Origin of the sequence: Paenibacillus macerans, assembly GCF_050565405.1 — a bacterium.
Taxonomy (GTDB): domain Bacteria; phylum Bacillota; class Bacilli; order Paenibacillales; family Paenibacillaceae; genus Fontibacillus; species Fontibacillus macerans_B.
The window spans coordinates 26,612-44,024 of sequence record NZ_JBNYYG010000031.1 but is presented as its reverse complement, the minus strand read 5'-3'; the positions used below and the strand labels follow the sequence as shown (position 1 = coordinate 44,024).

General features: G+C 51.1%; 11 protein-coding genes. All 11 read right to left on the bottom strand.

Translation table 11 applies throughout. The features are described 5' to 3' along the window. Nucleotides 1-11: 11 nt before the first annotated feature. Nucleotides 12-2,993: an Ig-like domain-containing protein gene (locus tag ACQ4N8_RS17740; protein ID WP_430705683.1), complete on the bottom strand. Its 2,982-nt coding sequence runs from the start codon at nucleotides 2,991-2,993 to the stop codon at nucleotides 12-14. Nucleotides 2,994-3,512: 519 nt separating this feature from the next. Beyond that, nucleotides 3,513-3,854 carry a hypothetical protein gene (locus tag ACQ4N8_RS17735; RefSeq protein WP_430705682.1) on the bottom strand — a complete coding sequence of 114 codons (342 nt, stop codon included), beginning with the start codon at nucleotides 3,852-3,854 and terminating at the stop codon, nucleotides 3,513-3,515. 139 nt (nucleotides 3,855-3,993) lie between these two features. Next, a complete protein-coding gene (locus tag ACQ4N8_RS17730) occupies nucleotides 3,994-8,136 on the bottom strand; it encodes an S-layer homology domain-containing protein (protein ID WP_430705681.1) in 4,143 nt (1,380 codons plus the stop codon). Nucleotides 8,137-8,440: 304 nt separating this feature from the next. Further along, complete coding sequence (locus tag ACQ4N8_RS17725; RefSeq protein WP_430705680.1) at nucleotides 8,441-9,565, bottom strand: glycosyltransferase family 4 protein; 1,125 nt, start codon at nucleotides 9,563-9,565, stop codon at nucleotides 8,441-8,443. Between the two features lie 111 nt (nucleotides 9,566-9,676). Next, entirely contained in the window at nucleotides 9,677-10,438 is a 762-nt protein-coding gene (locus ACQ4N8_RS17720; RefSeq protein ID WP_430705695.1) for a WecB/TagA/CpsF family glycosyltransferase, read from the bottom strand. Nucleotides 10,439-10,456: 18 nt separating this feature from the next. After that, a complete protein-coding gene (gene csaB, locus ACQ4N8_RS17715; protein WP_430705679.1) occupies nucleotides 10,457-11,650 on the bottom strand; it encodes a polysaccharide pyruvyl transferase CsaB in 1,194 nt (397 codons plus the stop codon). Then, nucleotides 11,623-13,641 (bottom strand): DUF5693 family protein, encoded by a 2,019-nt coding sequence (locus ACQ4N8_RS17710; RefSeq protein WP_430705678.1) that lies wholly within the window; start codon nucleotides 13,639-13,641, stop codon nucleotides 11,623-11,625. The genes csaB and ACQ4N8_RS17710 overlap by 28 nt, the downstream gene beginning before the upstream one ends. A gap of 181 nt (nucleotides 13,642-13,822) precedes the next feature. Then, complete coding sequence (locus ACQ4N8_RS17705; protein ID WP_430705677.1) at nucleotides 13,823-15,541, bottom strand: phospho-sugar mutase; 1,719 nt, start codon at nucleotides 15,539-15,541, stop codon at nucleotides 13,823-13,825. A gap of 61 nt (nucleotides 15,542-15,602) precedes the next feature. Next, a complete protein-coding gene (fabZ, locus tag ACQ4N8_RS17700) occupies nucleotides 15,603-16,025 on the bottom strand; it encodes a 3-hydroxyacyl-ACP dehydratase FabZ (RefSeq protein WP_430705676.1) in 423 nt (140 codons plus the stop codon). Nucleotides 16,026-16,344: 319 nt separating this feature from the next. Further along, nucleotides 16,345-16,560 carry a DNA-directed RNA polymerase subunit beta gene (locus ACQ4N8_RS17695; RefSeq protein WP_430705675.1) on the bottom strand — a complete coding sequence of 72 codons (216 nt, stop codon included), beginning with the start codon at nucleotides 16,558-16,560 and terminating at the stop codon, nucleotides 16,345-16,347. Nucleotides 16,561-16,572: 12 nt separating this feature from the next. Further along, nucleotides 16,573-17,394: a flagellar hook-basal body protein gene (locus ACQ4N8_RS17690; protein ID WP_430705674.1), complete on the bottom strand. Its 822-nt coding sequence runs from the start codon at nucleotides 17,392-17,394 to the stop codon at nucleotides 16,573-16,575. Nucleotides 17,395-17,413: the final 19 nt, after the last annotated feature.

Below are 17,413 nucleotides of genomic sequence, written 5' to 3'. Positions count from 1 at the left end.
GTAAATCAGTATTACATTTCAAATTCCCAAACGTCAGAACTACTTACAGTATTACTACCAGTAAGATCCTTCAAGAAGCGAGCATCGTCTTTCACTTCAACAGTTGCAACGCCGTCATAAACAGCACCAAGAGTAATTTGAACTTGAGTCTCTGTACCAGTTCCACCGACTGCAGTTACAGTGAACGCTAGGTCATCACCATTAGAATCCTTAACTACAAGGTCAGTAGCTACATCGCCAAGATCCACAGTAGGATCAAGTGCTTCGGAGAATTGCAGAGTGAAGACAGTGTTAGTCGCCAAAGTAGGATCAACAACCAATACGTTATTCAAGGAAGCTGCGATCTTCTCTGTAAATGTTCCGCCAACAGCACCACTTGTAATTACCCATCCAGCTGAAGTAGAAGTTCTAGGATTTGCTACCACAGTCACAGTAGGATTAGCATTAGAAGTTTTACCTGTGCCATTATCATTAAATTCATCAGCGGAAAGAGTCAGAACAACTTTGTTGTTATCTTTCAAAGATGCACTTGCAACAGAAAGTGTTCTGGAACCATCCTTAACTTCGAAATCAGAAGCATTTACAGAAGCAGCCAACAAGTTTTTATCAAAAGCGATTTCCAACTTATTGTTATCAGTTACTTCAATACCTGTTGCTTGAGGTCTAACAATAGTCTCGAGTCCTGTACCACTGAAATCTTGGGAGATATTAGACAGGTACTTATCATTGATGCTCTTAACCAATTGTACACGGAAGTTTGTAATGGTGGAAACCAGCAAATCATCCGAGTCAACCTTAATTGTGATGGACTTGCTATCTGCACCAATCACATAGTCAGTACTATCAGGAAGATTCTTCCACTGTCCTGCCACTGTTGCATAGAGATAGTTATCCAGATTAGCAATAGAACCTTCACCTGCAACAACCATTTCTTTGTCATAAGTTACAGTGATTTCATTAGCAGTACTGTCAACATAAACACTAGCAATTGCAGCAGAGTTGTCAGAAACTACAAATTTCTTCGAGTAAGGCAATACAGAGTTTTTCAACAATGTAGCATCCGTTACACCAGCAATTTCCAATGTATAAGTTTTGCCTTCTTCAAGTGCTTGCGTCAATACAAGGGAAACCGTCTTGCTGTCAGTCAATGTTGGGGTTTTAGTTTTGCGAACCTCATTGCCGTCAGCGTCACGGATAATGTAGTTGCCTTTAGTTTCTGCACTTGTTTCATCCAAAGACTTGTTAAATTTGATCTTGAATGTTTTGTTGTCAGATTCCAACTCCGCATTCACAACTTCAGGACGAGTTTGATCAACAACTGGATTCACTTCGACTTTGGTATCATTAGCAATAGCATTACCGGAGTAGTCCTTAACGCCACTAATGTAAAGAGCAGTAGCGTATTGAAGTTTGTTTGCAGTGAAATCAAACTCATACGTATCATCGCTGATTTGTGTCATTTTAGTGCTTGCATATTTCTTAGAAGAACCTTGAAGCCAGTAAACATTTGCTCCAGAAACCGTAGACTTATCAACTGGCTCGCTGAACTGAATGCGTACAGTTTCGAAAGTAGCACTTAATACAGAAGCGACAGTTGGAGCTTGAGTGTCTTCCACTACAGAGAAAGTCAATTCTTGAGGTGCAGATTTGAATTCGGCGTAGTCTTGGACATTCTTGATAGCAATAGTGTGTTCAGCATTTTCCAGCTTAGTGTACAATTTATAGATTACTACGTTGCCAGAAATTTCAGGATAACCAAGAGCAGTTTTTCCGTCAATTGTAACGTCGGAAGTAGACACTTTCTCAATTGGCTCACTGAATGTCAGTTTAACTGTTTTGTTACCAAGCGCTTGAACAGCTGTTGCATTTGGCAACGTGTTATCAAGTGGCGTGAATTTGTAATCAGAAACACTGATCACTTTGTCACCCGCTTTAATGTTAGCAACATCCAACTGATATTCTTTTTGGTTATCAAGATGACCACCGTTATTTACATCCAGGCTCAATGTTACAGACTTTTTGTCAGCAGACAAAGTAGCCGATTCAACATTCAGTCCTTTATTCAAAGTGTAGTTGTCAGCTTCTTCAGCTGTACCTTTGTCAACTTCACCGTCAAAAGTTACAACTACTTCTTTCAAGTTACTAGCAGATACGCTCTCAACTTTAGTTGCTGTCGTCAAGACCCAAGTTACTTTAGCAGTGATTTCTTCGCCAGCTGCAGTTTTGAAAGTAACTTCAGTTTCTTTGTTAGCTTCCAAAGCAGTTTCCAACGTTACTTTCACTACTTCGTCAGTGGAGAGCGTGAACTCGATGTTCTTGCTGTCCTTAACTTCGTAGGATTTCACTGTTGGAACTTGAGCTGCTTCGTAAATAGCGTAAGCTGCTACAACCGCTTGGGAGCGAGTTGCTTGAGCTTGGTAGTTGATGCCGTCAGCCAAGAATCCAGCTTGAACAGCTGCTGCTACATAACCTTTAGCCCATGCGGATGCCGTGTTGTTAGCATCAGTTGGAACTTCCAGTTTCAGAGCAGTTACCAGAACTTTAGCCAGTTCTTGAACAGTTACTGCACCGTTAGGATCAAACAATTTCTTGGTTGCATCTTTACCATTGAGGATGCCGGCTTGCGTAGCAGCTTCAATGTAAGTGCGACCCCAGTGGTTTGCATAGTTCTTATCGTTGTAAGAAGTAGCGTCAACCGGTTCCAAGCTCATGGAGTTCACGATGATTTTCGCAAGTTCAGCGCGAGTCAACGTTTTTTCCAAGTGGGACAGGCCGTCTGGGAAGCCAGACACGATACCTGCTTCTTTCAATGCGTTGAATTGTTGCTCAGGTGTCAATTGGGCATCAGCACCGAATGCTACGGAAGCAAACATGGAGAATGCCATTGCTGTAGACAAAGCTACGGACAAAATTTTCTTCATAACCTTTTTTTCTCCTCCTTGATTAACTATCACATGAGAGTTTTCTTTAAATGAATAGCTCGTGTTACTCATTAGCCATTGCACCCCCTTTCCAGAGCTTGAGCAGGTTTCCTATAAATTAGGTCTGCAGCAGAACTGCAGAAACTTGTAAACCAATTCATCTGATAGAATGTAGAAATAGACTAGTTTCCTAATCCTACCTAAACATTATACAATGGGTCCCTAGAGGCGTAAAGCTAATTTTTCTAATAGATAGACAAGTTTCCCTATGAGGAACATGCTGCCATGTCTAATTTGGTCGCTTTAGTCGCCATTGTCAATGCTCTACATCCTTAAACGCAGCAGATTTCAAAAAGTTGCGGGGGTTTTAAAAAAAATTGCGAGACTGTAACCTTTTCTAAGATTCCCCTCTGTTACAGCTTTTTGACTCCGCTACCGCCTGACGGAAATTAGTATATCATGCCTGAATATGTCAGTCATTAAGCAACTTTTCCCATTTTCACGCTATCTCCATTGTATGTGAGTGCACGACAAATAAGACGTCCGAATTGGACGCCTTATGGGAAATACTCGTACCCCAGGCTTCCGGATTTATCTTACTCTCATCGCCAATTGGATAATACGAGCCCGCATTTGCGGATCAGTATTCAGTTTTTCATACATATCTTCAATAGCTTGTTTGTTATCCTTGTATGTCTTCTCATGCTTCATGGTGATATGAGACCATTCGATTAATTCGTTCTCGGCTGCGCGCAGCTCGGTAAAGGCATCGTGAAACCCGGTTTCGATGACAAGCCCTTCCATGACTTCCTGGGTTACCTCTTGCAGCTTCGCGGTTTCTTCAATTTTCTTCTCCAGCGCTTTGGATCTATCCTCAAATTTACGTTTGGCTTTGGAATATCCCAATTGCGGTTTTGATAGGATCGGTTTCATCTGTTCAAGTTCACCCTTTTGCATATTGTCTATTACTCTGCTTATTGTAACGTAAACTCTTGCGAATTACAAAATGATGTAATTGGAAAAAAGGAAGCGGCCAAAGCTGAGCTTTGGCCGCCTTTGGTGGTGATCCAGATTAGCTAAGGTTCTTAGGGAAAATCTTCGTGCTCTTCTTCAGCAGCTCGACCGCGATCTTGCCGGCTTCTGCCCGGGTCAAGAAACCGTCCGGATTAAAATTGTAGACCGGTTTCTTCTGTCCCGGCAGCGTGGATGGCGAGCCGCTCATGATCTTGGCTTTCGTCACCGCTTGAATGGCCGGGCGAGCGTAGTAATCCATGCTTCCCGAGTCAATAAAGTTCTTGGCGAGATCCGAGTTCAATTTATCGTCATTCGCCGACAGCTTCAATTTCAAGGCTCTGGCAATCATAACCGCTGCCTGCTCCCGTGTGATCGGCATATCCGGGGAGAAGAAGCCTTCCGTCTGACCGGTCACGATCCCCGCTCTCGCTGCCGTTTCGATATGTTCAAAGCTCCAGGTTGTCGAGCTTGTAGGATATGAAATATCGAAGAACGTTTGCTCGTTGACATCATAGTTGAGCGGAATGTTCAGGCCTTTGACAAGCAACGTGGCAAATTCACCGCGCGTAGTCTGGTCGTCGCTGCCAAAGGCATCGGCCCGCAAGCTTGGCATGATCCCTTTGGAGTATAAAGCGTTCAAAAGGTTGCGCGCCCAGTTATGGTTCGTGATATCTTCGTAACTTCTGCGCAGCTTCATGACTTTGTAGTATCCAAAATCATCGAACGGCACGGTGATGGTATGATTCTTCGTATCCACCTCTCCGCCGATGTTCTCCCATACGCCACTGGTATTGGCAACCCCGGTGTAGCGGAATACGGTAATGGTTGTTCCTACCTCATCTACCACGTTCTCATTGAATTTCAAGGTTAAGCTTCCCCGCTTAGACGGAACGATTTTACGTGCCATCGACGGAACGGCACCCGCTCCGCTACGACCCTGATAATTCGGGAAGCTGCCTTCCACGGAGTGTGGCGCTACACCGTTAGAAGCCGGATAATAGATATTTCCTTGGCGATATTCGCCAAGACCGCCGCTGATCCAATAAATATCGGACACTCGCGTGAAGTTGCTCGTATTTGTTGGCGAATTGAATTGCGCCTTTAATGTAGCGTCGATATCAATCGGATCCAAGAGCGTCTCTTCATTAGTAGGTACGCGTCCGACATAGTTGCCGTAATCATCCCGGCGCTCTACAACGCCGTCTTCAGGATCGGCAATGCCGAATAACAATTTGCTGTCCGGATAATACTGGGTTACATTTTGCCCCGGATTGGCGGTTTGAAGAATGGTTCCTTTCGGGAAGCTTAATTCAACGCTTTTGTTAAGTACCGAATACTTAGCCGCTACCTTCTCGGCCATGAACTGGGAGTTCACGTCCACGGTTGAAGTGTAATACACCTCGATCGTATCCGAGAAGGTCGTATCCTCCCGAACGATATCGATTTTGATTTTGGTAGCTTTGTCCGGTTTCAAACCTACGTAATCGTAAATGAACCGGTCTTTCTTGCCGTCGATTTGTACCGGGGTGGCTTCTTCCTTCCCGATTAGAACTTGGGTCGCTCCCTCGGCCTCGATATCAAACCGCACGAAGTTCTTATTAACAATGTACTGGTTCCCTACCGTTGGTTGAGGGGAAAGCATCCGGTAATTTTCTACGACCCGGGTGACTTCAAGTTTCTTCGTCGTCCGGGCACCTGTGCTGTTAACCAATTCCAGGTTGTAAATATGGCTGCCTGGAGCATCGAACTGCAGATCGCGTACTCTCAAGACGAAATCCTTCTCGCTACCTACCAAATCGTAATAATACGTTTTGCCGTTCAAGGTAAAGGCTTTGTTCGGGACCATGCCGGCGCTGCCCGTCTGAAGCTTCTCGGAAATAATGCGCTGCGAACCGAAGTACAAATTGACATACTCGGCGCCTCCGCCTCTCAGCACGAGATCGTAGGTCTCCTGAGTCGTCGTGTAATTCCCCTGAGTATTGTTATAAACGAATCTCGGAGACAACGCCAACAAGGTAGACATCGTTGTGTTAAACGCTTCTGTATCCGCTGTCGTTGGCGTTTCAAAGGAAATCTTCTGATATAGCGCCTGCGAAGGCAAATCCGGCCGATCCGTCGCAGCTACCGACGGAATAAACTTATCGATGGTCGATCCGTTCTCATCGATGATGTAAATACGCAGTTCCTTGACTCTTTCGACCACATTGCCAAGGGCATCCTTATACGAACCGGTAAACCGGATCAGGTTCTCGCCGTATACCAGCGGGCCGGATGGTTTAATGTTAAGGACGAGCTCGAAGTTCGGAGCCGAGGTCGTAACACTAAAATCCAGCTTCGTTCCGTTGTCGTTTCCGTTAGCGGGATTACCGTCACTATCCGTTCCATTTCTCAAGCTTGTTCCGGAGATCCCGTTAATGAAATACTCCGCCGTATCGATATTCTCAAAACCGATATAAGAGCCTTTAATGGATAGCTGGTTGGTGATCTTGGAATTAAAGGAATAGGTTTGCCCGTCCATTAAGTTTTCTACGTAAATATTGTTCATGGACACGTAGGAAACCGTGGCGTCTTTATAATCGTCGCCATATTTCAAACGGATTTGCTGTTGACCGCTTGGGAAGTTGGAAATTTTATAAATTTCTTGTTTATTGGTCAAGCCGGTAGTGACATCAGGTGTTGCAACGGCACCCGGACCCGCTACATGGTCCAGATCCAGCACTTTGGATCCGATAGGCAGGAAGTCGCCCTCCAGAGAGCCTGACGTTGGCGTATTGCTTGATTCTACCAGAATATAGAAAGTACCTGTGTTGACTTGCACCCCATTAAGAGGTTCTTTGGATATATCCGTAATGTTATCTCCGGGTTTATAGTTCGATAATAAATATAACCCGGTAATCAAGGATTGATTCGGCAAATATTTAAATTGTTGGCTGGTTGTGTAACTGAACATCGACGTGCCCGAGCCGTAATCGATGCGAAGTTTTACTGTATTAGTTCCGTTTGCCGGGGTGATTGTCGGTGTATCGATGGCAAACGTGACCAGCCGATACTCCGGCATGCCGTTGGCTCCTGGAATAACCACCTCTACCCCGGTTCCGCTCGTCAATTCTCCAGTACTGCTAAATGGATTAATGGGTTTAATTGTAAAATCAGCCTCGGTGGCGCTATCGTTGACATACAATTTAGCCCCCGTCGCGAAATCATCGGGACTCGTGCTGTAAGGCACCAGGACTTGTCCCACGATCTGTACGCTGGCAAGCGTGCCAGTGGTGATGGAAGGCACTTTATTTAGAATGTTATAGCCTTGATTGCCGTCATACACATAGAGGGCCGTGATGGGATCGGTTTGCTTGTAGTAATATACCGTGCGCTCGATATTGACGGAATCCGAGCCGTTTTCGATTTTCAACTGCAAGGTATTGAGACCAGGATTCAAGATAAGTCCCGGCGTGTTGAAGTTGCCCGTCACGCTGTCAATATAGCTGGCAAGTGACGTGCCTCCATTAGCGGAAACGGACAGCCTGCTCGCGTTCATTGCCACACCCTGCAGAGAAATGACGCTGTCCTTAACGACAACAGGAGTGCCTTCGTTTAGAGCGACGCCGTTGGTGCCTCCGCCTAGAAGTTTTAATTGGCTCAGGTAAGGAACTTTATCATAGAGGACATAAAAGGACTCCGAACGCTGCAGTTCCCCTTGAAGGCCGGTAAACGTAATTTTGTTGAATCCAGAGAACAGACTGAGGTTCTTCGCAGTGAATCTTTTGCCTGAAGAGTCGCTTGGATCAACAGTGACCACTCCGTAATTATAACGGGTGGCATCCGGTACCCAACTGACCTGACCGCTCGAATTCGCGGAAGAAACGAGCTGCTCCACTTTTACGGTCATGTTCGTGGAATTCACTTGCGCAAAGGTACCGTTAATCGTTAGCGTAGGAAGGCTCGTTTTGTAGACGTTCTCGCGGTTGATCTGCTTCCAGTTCTTCGGGTCGACCGTAGCCGGCGGAGCCGGATGGTCTGCTGCCGTGTATTCAGTAACTAAAGATATCGTCTTACGGATATCCAAAATATCCGGACTGAAGTAAGTCGTTGAGGAAAGACCGGAATCGGCCGCTTTCACAACGGGTGCTGATCCCAAGGGAATCAACGTGATCACCAGAGACAGCAAGGTCAGCCAGATAAACGGCTTCTTGAAGCGTTGCATGGAATAATCTCTCCTTTATGATGTAGTGTGTTGATGTTCCCGCCAAACCGTTTGGCGGAAACTGCCCAAAAGCGTCACTTACTTTTGTTATCGGTCGAAAGTTGGCAAAATTTTAGGAAAAACATGAAGAAGCATCCATTAAAATGTTATTTCATCGATTCGGCGCGGAATGTTGTTTTTCTACATCATAAAAACCCCCGCCGTTCCCGGCGAGGGTTGTCCATGGATAAAGCATAGGATTGCATAATTGCCCTGATTCTAGGCATGCTATGATTTCGTAGCCGGCTCTCGGACAGAGGCGTCGTTATTTCGTGCCGCCGCGTTCCGCGCCGGCTTTCATGCGCAGGCGGGCGAGGAAATCGAGCACGGGCCGTTTGGTCTTGCCGATCAGGCCGATGACCTCGGCGCCGATTTGCAGGAAGAAGACCATCACGCAGATGACGACGAACGTGACCCAGTTGGCGTTATATAATGCCGCTGAGGATTGAATGACGGCAAGCACGCCGAAGAAGGCGGCGATGCCGTAAATGATCAGCACCGTCTGGCGGTGGCTGAATCCGAGCTCGCGCAAGCAATGGTGCAAGTGCCCCTTGTCCGGCGAGAAGATCGGCTTCTTCTGCATCCAGCGGCGCACGATGGCGAACATCGTGTCCGACAACGGCACCCCGATCAGAATGAGCGGCGTGAGGAACGACACGATCGCGATTTGCTTAAACCCGAGCAGCGACAGAAGCGCCAGGCAGAAGCCCAGGAACAAGGCGCCCGAGTCGCCCATAAATATTTTGGCAGGATGAAAATTAAAATACAGGAATCCGATGATGCTGCCGAGCAGCAGCAAGCACAAGAGCGCGACCATAACGTTGCCCATCAGAAAAGCCATCACGGCAATCGTGCCGATGGCAATGGCGGATACGCCCGCAGCCAAGCCGTCCAAGCCGTCGATCAGGTTAATGGCGTTCGTGACGCCGACGATCCAAAGGATGGTGAACGGAATCGCGATCCAGTCTTCCACCGAAGCATAGGTATGAAACGGAATATTGGCAAATTCAATCCGAATATCGAACACGAACACGACCACGCAGGCCGTTGCGATTTGAATGACGAATTTAAGCTTGGCCGGCAAATCGAAGCGATCGTCCAAAGCGCCCAGCAGTACGGTAATCGTTCCGCCTACGAGGAAGGCCTTGATGAAATTCACTTCGCGTACCGTGAAAATGTCCGGAAGAAACGGAAGAAGCAAGAAGAGCGCGATGACAAAAGATAAGAAAATTCCCAAACCACCGAGTCTCGGCATAATCCGCGTATGCACCTTGCGCGCATTGGGGACATCCACGGCGCCAACCTTGAAAGCAAATTTCTTTACGAGCGGCGTCAGGCCCAAAGCCAAGCCAAGTGAAACGATGAACCCGATGATATAAATCATCAACATTAAATTTCGACCTCCAATTGTTCTGCCGGAATGAATTATACTCCGTTTCGAAAGAAACACCAAACCCGTATTTGCGCAAAAAACCGCTGATTTACATAGAAATCGAGTCTTTTAGCCCATTTTTGTAAGGTTTTCTTTCTCCCGCAGCACGCGCACTGCGAATTTCGGCAGCGCAAGCATCCGGCGGAAGCGGGTAGGTTCCTTCAATAAGCGGTACAGCCATTCCAGCCGAAGCTTCCGGAAAGCCATGGGAGCTCTTTTCGTCCGTCCCGAAATGATGTCGAAACTGCCGCCGACGCCCATCATGACGGGAACCCGCAGAACATCTTTGTATTTGGCGATCCAAGGCTCTTGGGTTTCCGCCCCCCGTGCGACGAAGAGCAGATCCGGAGCGGCTTTGATGATCTCATCGACGACTTCGCGGTCCTGATCCTGCCCGAAAAATCCGTCGCGGTACCCCACGATTTCCGTACCGGGATATTGCAGCGTCAATCTGCGGGCGGTTTCCTTGATCACATCCGGTGCGGAGCCCAGCAGATACACCTTCCAGCCCTGGCGTTCCCCCTGCTTCATCAATTCATGGAGAAGTTCGTAGCCCGGCACCCGTTCGGCGACGGGATCCCCGCCTTTTTGCGCGGCCCAGACCAGCCCCGTGCCGTCCGGAACGATCAATTCGGCGGTTTGCATCATCGCCTTGTACTCGAAATTCTCGATCGCCGCCATCATCATGATCGGATTGGCCGTTATGATATGGTGCGGCGTTCTGGCGGACACGGCTTCCGTCAAATAAGCGACCGTCTCCTTCATTCCCCATTTGCTGACGGGAACGCCAAATACCGAAACCGTGGGGATACCCGCCTTGAGCTTGGTCATCACCTTGTTCACCCTAGATCACCCTTCATTCCGTAAAAATTCAACGATCCGCCGCGCGGGCACCCTGGCTTCCCGCTTCAGTTCAGCGATTTGCGCGGCGTGGCTCTTGCGCCACGTCCCGGCTTCGTTCAGGAGGCGCTCCCCTTCCGCGGCCAAGATCCGCGGATCCAGCTCCTCCGCGCTGCCGACCGGGACGCTCCCGATCCGACCGAGGAACTGGTCGATCTTCGGGTCGTACGAGACGCCGAGCAGCGGAACGTTCTGCGAGGCGGCGTAGATCAAGCTGTGCAGCCGCATGCCGACCAGCAGGCTGCACCGGCTCACTTCCCGCAGCATATCCTGCGGGTGCTCCGTCTCTGGCGCGATGCTCACGGTGCAGCCGCGTTCCGCCGCCACATTTCCCAGCCGTTCCACCACGAAGCGAGAAGCTTCGTCGTCGCCGGGGAAATGGAAAGGCAGGAAGCGGATATGCACCGGCTTGCGGCGGCAGAGCAGCGAGAGCCCCTCGGCCAGCTGCGTCAGCTCGGTTCGCGTTTCGTTCCAGAAGCGAACCGACACCCCCACTACCGGCAAAGCCGCGCTGCCCTCCGCGGGAACCGTCCCCTCGGCAGGTTCGGCCGCTTGCGCCGAGCTTGCTTGGGCATCCCCCGCGGAGCCGTGCACGCTCTCCGGCAGCGTTAATCCCATCACCGGGTCGGGCACGACCTGGACGGCGTTCTTGCCGCGGATGCCCATGTCGCGCAGCAGACTGGCCGATTCCGCGTCGCGGACGGAAATATAATCGCAGCGCCGGAACACCGAAGCGATCAGCGGACGAAACAGCTTGCGGTTCACCGGACCGATGCCCTGGGCATAGACGAAGGTCGGTTTGCCGAGCCATTGCGCCAGCTTGATGACGCCCAGATAGTACGGAATCGACTTGATCCCGGTCGCGTCCTGCAACAGGCTTCCGCCGCCGCTGATCAGACCGTCGCTGCTCTTTATAGCCTTCCTTACCTCGCCGAGTTTCATCCGGTGAACGGCTTCCACGCCGTACGTCCGACTCGTCCATTCGGGATCGATCGACAGCACGACGGGCTTGATGTCCACGCCCGTGGTCAGTCCTTCTTCCTCCAAAGCCAACAGGATGGACTGCAGCACTGCCTCGTCCCCGCTGTTGCGAAACCCGTAATACCCCGACAGAACTATTGTTTTAGAAGTCGCGGCGACCATTTATCCCAGCACCTTTCAATGATTTGCCAAACCAGAACGGCAATCAATCCAACAATAAGGCCAAGACCAAGGCCCAATACGCCGCGGATCAGCGAAAGCACCGCCGGGGTGTGAATATGCGCAAACGTGTCGACCATGGACAGCTGTCCCATGACCGCGATGATCATCGCAAACATGGCCCAGCGGTAACGGAAAGCGGCAAATACGCCGACGATGAACAACGGATGCGCCAGCAAAAATTCCTTGTTGCGCGGCCGCACGCCAAACGCGTTCTCCAGGAAGGAGCGGAAGGCGGCCTCGCCCGGCAGCAGCGTTCCCGCGTTGCCCGTCCGGGACAGATAATACAGCGCCGCTGCGCCAAGCACGGCGGCGACGGCTACCCATAGCACCGTAATCGGCATGCGCAGCCAGTTTCTAAGCTCTTCCCCTACCGAATTGCCCCGATACAGGAACACGTATAATGCAATCAGCGCAATCGGTCCCAAATGCAGCAGGCTGACGCCGCGGAACTGGTTCAGCACCAGGCTGTACGTAATATTGTTAAGCAAAGCGATCACGAACGGCACGGCAGCCAGCGACAGCACGGAGGTTTTGACGTACAGCACGATCGTATGCGTCAATCTCCGTCCGCCCGGCATCTCCGGATGCTTCTCCTGAAGCTCCTGTACCTTGCGGATGGCCAGCACCATCGCGATCGTCGGCGCACTGATGGCCACGAACAAGGCCAAAGCCTGCTCCAGCAAGTCCGGCTTCAATACATACAGGCCTGCCGATCCGACCAAACCGATTACGAAGGCCGCCAATGTCAACGAAGGCACGAAGCAGGAAATCATCAAAGCGATGAACGCCACTCCGCCCAAGACGACGAGCGCCTTCAAATACTTTTGCCAGCCGGCATCGTGGATTGTAAAGGCTTCCGCCTGACCCATTTCGAATCCGTTATTCTCAATGCGTTCAATCGCATTCCCGGGAGCCTGCAGCGAATCGATCAAATTGTCGATCGGGTTCGTGATCGCCGCTTTGGCCGCATCCTTCGAAGCGGAGGCGTTCAGATAGATCATCCGGATATTCCGGTCCTTGGCCGCCAGCACGAACCGGTCGGCAAGGGTGGCCTTGTCTTGGGTCGCTTCCGTATCGGCCAGGGAATGCAGGCGAACGACGTTATAATCGATCAGGTACGCCAATTTGTTGAAGCCCTTTTGCGGGGCTTTCAGATTTTCGATGGCGGCGATCCCGATGCCGTGTTTTTTCAGCAAATCGGCAAACCCTTGCAGGCTGTTCTTCGCCTCGTTGTCGTTAAACCCTTTCACCGCTTCGCCGTCGAACAAAATGCGGGTCACGCCGTTTTCGGCAAAAAAGGCCAGCTGTTCGTCCATCGCTTCCTGATCGTAAGGAATATTGTCGGACAACCGCGGCAGGATATGAAATCCTTTGTCCCGCAGCATCGCAAAGGCCAGCGGGTCGAGCGGCAACGGCTTCATCACCGCCTCCTCCATGCCCATCCCGATCAACAGGCCGCCATGGTCCTGGTACTGCCAATTCGCCACCGGCACGTCAAGACTCCGGAACGTCTCTTCGATCAGGGGCCGAAGCTGTTCCTCATTCTCCGTACTAGTAAAGGCGATATACGTATAGTTGCCATCCAGCGAAATCACGGCCTGATTCAGCTTGGCCGCTTCCAGCGAGCTAAACACCATGATACGCCGCGCTTTCGACAATTCGTCCAGCGTGCTTTCAAACATCGCCATTGTGTCAATGCCGGCTTCCTTGAGCCTACCCAGCTGCTCGTCCAGGTAAGTCGCCGGATCCGCCTGATACGAAGCGATATCCAACAAACCGCGATAATTGAAAACAAACTCTACTTTATTAGCGGATGACTCGGTCTGCACCCGTTGCACAATAATCGGCAAGGATGCCACGATTCCGACGATCACCAACACCCACAACCATTTGCGGGAAGCGTTATTCCAGCGCTGCCAACTTCGAATCACAAAGGTACCTCCTCAGAAATGCATGAATGCAGTCAAGAAATAACTGCAGCCCGCGCAAATACGACGCCCGTCCGTCCAAACAATACGTACTTTCATCATATATGCACCGCTGCAGTTAAATCCTCTCAATTTGTCATTTATCGTCTAAAATAATGTAACGTAAAAGCCATGCTGTTCGTCGTTACGCGTCTACCCGGGCCAACACTTCATTCTGCATGTTGGCCAAGCGGGACTTCGCATCCTCGCCCGACGTGCCGCAAACGCCGAAATAAAATTTGATCTTCGGCTCCGTGCCGGATGGACGCAAGCAGAACCAGGAGCCGTCCTGCAGCAGAAATTTCAGCACGTTTTCTTTCGGCAGGCCGTTCAAGCCAAGCGAGTAATCGAGCACGTCGGCCACGTTCACGCCGCCAACCTGCTGCGGCGGATTGCTGCGGAAGTCCTCCATCAGCGCGCCGATTTGGGCCAGTCCGTCCTTGCCTTTCAATGTTCGGGACGACAAGGCTTCGCGGTAATAACCGAACTGCGCGTACAGCTCCTCGAGTACGTCGATCAAGGTTTTGCCTTGGCGTTTATAATAAGCCGCCGCCTCGCAGATCAGCATGGACGCCACCACGGCGTCTTTGTCGCGGGCGTAATTGCCGGCCAGATACCCGTAGCTTTCCTCATAACCGAATAAATAAGTATAGTCGCCGGATTGCTCGAATTCGTTCATTTTCTCGCCGATATATTTGAACCCGGTTAACGTATTGAACACGGTCGCGCCGAAATGGCGGGCGATCGCGGCGCCGAATTCGCTGGTTACGATCGTTTTCACGACCGCGCCGTTGGCCGGCAGCGTTCCCGCTTCCCTCATTTGGCTTAGTACATAATAAACGAGCAACGAACCCGATTGGTTGCCGGTAAGTATTTCATATTCCCCATCGGCGGTTCGAACCACGGCGCCCATGCGGTCCGCATCGGGGTCCGTACCGATCAGCAGATCGGCGCCGACTTGTTTGCCCAGCTCAATGGCCATCGTGAACGCTTCGCGTTCTTCCGGATTCGGCGACTTGACCGTCGGGAAATCCCCGTCCGGCAGCTCTTGCTCCTTCAAGATATGCACTTGGGTAAATCCGAGCTTATTCAACGCGCGGCGAACGGGCAAATTGCCGGTACCATGCAGCGGCGTGAATACGACCACAAGATCCTTGGCGGCCCCGGCAGCCATCAGCGCGCGGTTTACGCTGGTATTCGCCACCGTCTCCGCAAAAGCCTCATCCTCCGGTTCGCCCAGCCAAACAAGCAGTCCTTTCGCTTCGGCTTCCTCGCGGCTCAAACGATTGACCTGTGCAAACGAAGCGACCTCCTGGATTCGGGCGATGACCTGCCCCGCTTCGTGCGGTACCAATTGTCCCCCCGTCGCGTTATAGACCTTATACCCGTTATACTCCGGCGGATTATGGCTGGCGGTGATCACGATGCCGCCTGTTGCGTTTAAAGCCCGAACGGAAAAAGACAACTGCGGCGTCGAGCGCAACGACGGAAACAGCTTGGCCACGATCCCGTTGCCGGCCAGTACCAAGGCGGCCTCCAAGGCGAATTCCGGCGAGAAATGGCGGCAGTCGTGAGCGATGACCACGGAAGGATCGTCCGGTTTCCCCTGATGCGCTTCCAGAATGTATTCGGCAAACCCCTGCGTGGCGCGTGCCACCGTATACCGGTTCATCCGGTTGCTGCCTGCGCCGATCACGCCGCGCAAACCGCCGGTGCCAAACTCCAGATCCCGGTAGAAGCGATCCTCCAGTTCGGCCGGCTGGTTCTCCAGATCGCGGAGCTCCTGCTTGGTCGCTTCATCGATCGACGGGTCTTGCAACCACCCTTCCACTTTCTCTCTAATGGTCATGCTGATTTCAGTCATGGCTGATTCTCCTCCTTATGATCTCCTTGCGCTTGCATCCGTTACTTTAAGTGCAACCTCTTTAAGACAACGCAAACATGATTTCGCCTTCCGCGACGATCTTGTCGTCAACCTTGGCGACCGCCCGGCCTTTGCCGATCGATCCCTTCATTCGAATAATGTCGACCTCCAGCTGAAGCGTGTCGCCGGGCACGACCTGTCCCCGGAAACGGAAATCATCCAATCCGGCCAAAAGCCCGATTTTCCCGCGGTTGCTTTCCACATTCAACATGGCTACCGCTCCTACCTGGGCAAGCGCTTCGGTAATCAACACGCCGGGCATCACCGGATAACCGGGGAAGTGGCCGGTAAAGAACGGCTCGTTGATCGTGACGTTCTTGATCCCGACGGCCCGTTTGCCTTCCTCCATCTCAATAATCCGATCCACCAGCAAGAACGGTGGACGGTGCGGCAGAATCTCCTGGATTTGGTTTGTATTCAGCATATGTACAAATCTCCTTTCGAATGGCAGCGCGAATTCCGGTTCGGCCTCAGGTTGAATAAAACCAAAGGCTTCCGGTCACACTGTAGTTATCCTTCGCCTCTGCAGAAGCGAAGGTTAAGATAAGGGGCTTATCCGCAGGCGACCGCATGTCGCTTACGGATAAAGCCCTTTTGATTGGTCTTTTTTTATATACAGTCCCCCATCATTATACATTTTCCGCATGCAAAAAGAAAACTCCCGTCATCCGAGAGTTTGTGGACATTTCTGTTAAATTCGTTCTGTTTCTTCTATTATATATACGCATGATATACGCATATCCTCAGGGTGCAAAAACCAAATCAAATACGTGGCGCCAAGTCGCCAAATCCCAAATATCCGACATCTCCCGATGGCCGAACACGACATAACCGACAACGGTTCCTCCCGCCAAGGCCAAGAAGAGGATCAAGAGGATAATGACGATGCGCAGGATGATGATCCAGGCCGAACGCCCCGCCACCGAACGCCCCGCCACCGGGTGATTCTCTTCAGTCATGAAAACTCCCACCTATCCGCGCAAGTTGTTGGCCAGGCCCATCATCGTTTCGCCCGAAGTCAATGCACGAGCCGCCAACTGGTATGCACGCTGCACTTGGACCATTTCCGCCATTTCGTCCGTCAAATTCACGTTGGAGCCTTCCAACGCGCCTTGGCGCAAACTAGCCTGCTGCTCCTGCGGCAAGGCCAGCGTATCTACGATTACGTCGCCCGCAACCGCCCCGGGCGCCAGTACAAACAAATTGCCGTCCCGTTGCTCCAACGCTTCCGGCCGTCTGGGGGTCAACATGGCAATTCGTCCCGCTTCCGTTACGCCCTCGCCGTTCGTTGCCCGGAGGTTGCCTTGGCCGTCAACGCTCAGCGTTGCGTTCGAAGGGAATGTAATCGGATCGCCGTCGGCATTCAGCACCACATAACCCTGGTTGTTAACCAGAAACGCGGCCTCCGTATCATCCGGATCCGGTTGAACGTGGAAATCTCCGGCTCGGGTATAGGCGACCACCCCGTCCGGCGTCAACACGCTGAACAAGGCATTCCCTTCAATCGCCAAATCGGTCGGATTACCGGTTTCTTTGATCGAGCCCTGCACATAATTCACCGTTACGTTCGACATTCTCGAACCGAAACCCAGATTAAATCCGGACGGAGATGCGCGGCCGGGAAGATTCAGGTCCGACGTCTGCTGCTGTACCCGGGTTAAGGTATCCTCAAAGTTCGCCTCTTTCCGCTTGTATCCAACGGTGTCCACATTGGCGATATTGTCGGCAAGCAGGTCGAGACGCTGCTGAATCCCGCTCATCGATACCATGGCGCTGATTACGGAGTTATTCATGTGCACCTCCTATTGATGA

Excerpts from the sequence above, each read along its gene's own strand:
- ACQ4N8_RS17740 (WP_430705683.1), bottom strand. The coding sequence starts at position 2,993 with ATGAGTAACACGAGCTATTCATTTAAAGAAAACTCTCATGTGATAGTT.
- ACQ4N8_RS17735 (WP_430705682.1), bottom strand. The coding sequence starts at position 3,854 with ATGAAACCGATCCTATCAAAACCGCAATTGGGATATTCCAAAGCCAAA.
- ACQ4N8_RS17730 (WP_430705681.1), bottom strand. The coding sequence starts at position 8,136 with ATGCAACGCTTCAAGAAGCCGTTTATCTGGCTGACCTTGCTGTCTCTG.
- ACQ4N8_RS17725 (WP_430705680.1), bottom strand. The coding sequence starts at position 9,565 with ATGTTGATGATTTATATCATCGGGTTCATCGTTTCACTTGGCTTGGCT.
- ACQ4N8_RS17720 (WP_430705695.1), bottom strand. The coding sequence starts at position 10,438 with ATGACCAAGCTCAAGGCGGGTATCCCCACGGTTTCGGTATTTGGCGTT.
- csaB (WP_430705679.1), bottom strand. The coding sequence starts at position 11,650 with ATGGTCGCCGCGACTTCTAAAACAATAGTTCTGTCGGGGTATTACGGG.
- ACQ4N8_RS17705 (WP_430705677.1), bottom strand. The coding sequence starts at position 15,541 with ATGACTGAAATCAGCATGACCATTAGAGAGAAAGTGGAAGGGTGGTTG.
- fabZ (WP_430705676.1), bottom strand. The coding sequence starts at position 16,025 with ATGCTGAATACAAACCAAATCCAGGAGATTCTGCCGCACCGTCCACCG.
- ACQ4N8_RS17695 (WP_430705675.1), bottom strand. The coding sequence starts at position 16,560 with ATGACTGAAGAGAATCACCCGGTGGCGGGGCGTTCGGTGGCGGGGCGT.
- ACQ4N8_RS17690 (WP_430705674.1), bottom strand. The coding sequence starts at position 17,394 with ATGAATAACTCCGTAATCAGCGCCATGGTATCGATGAGCGGGATTCAG.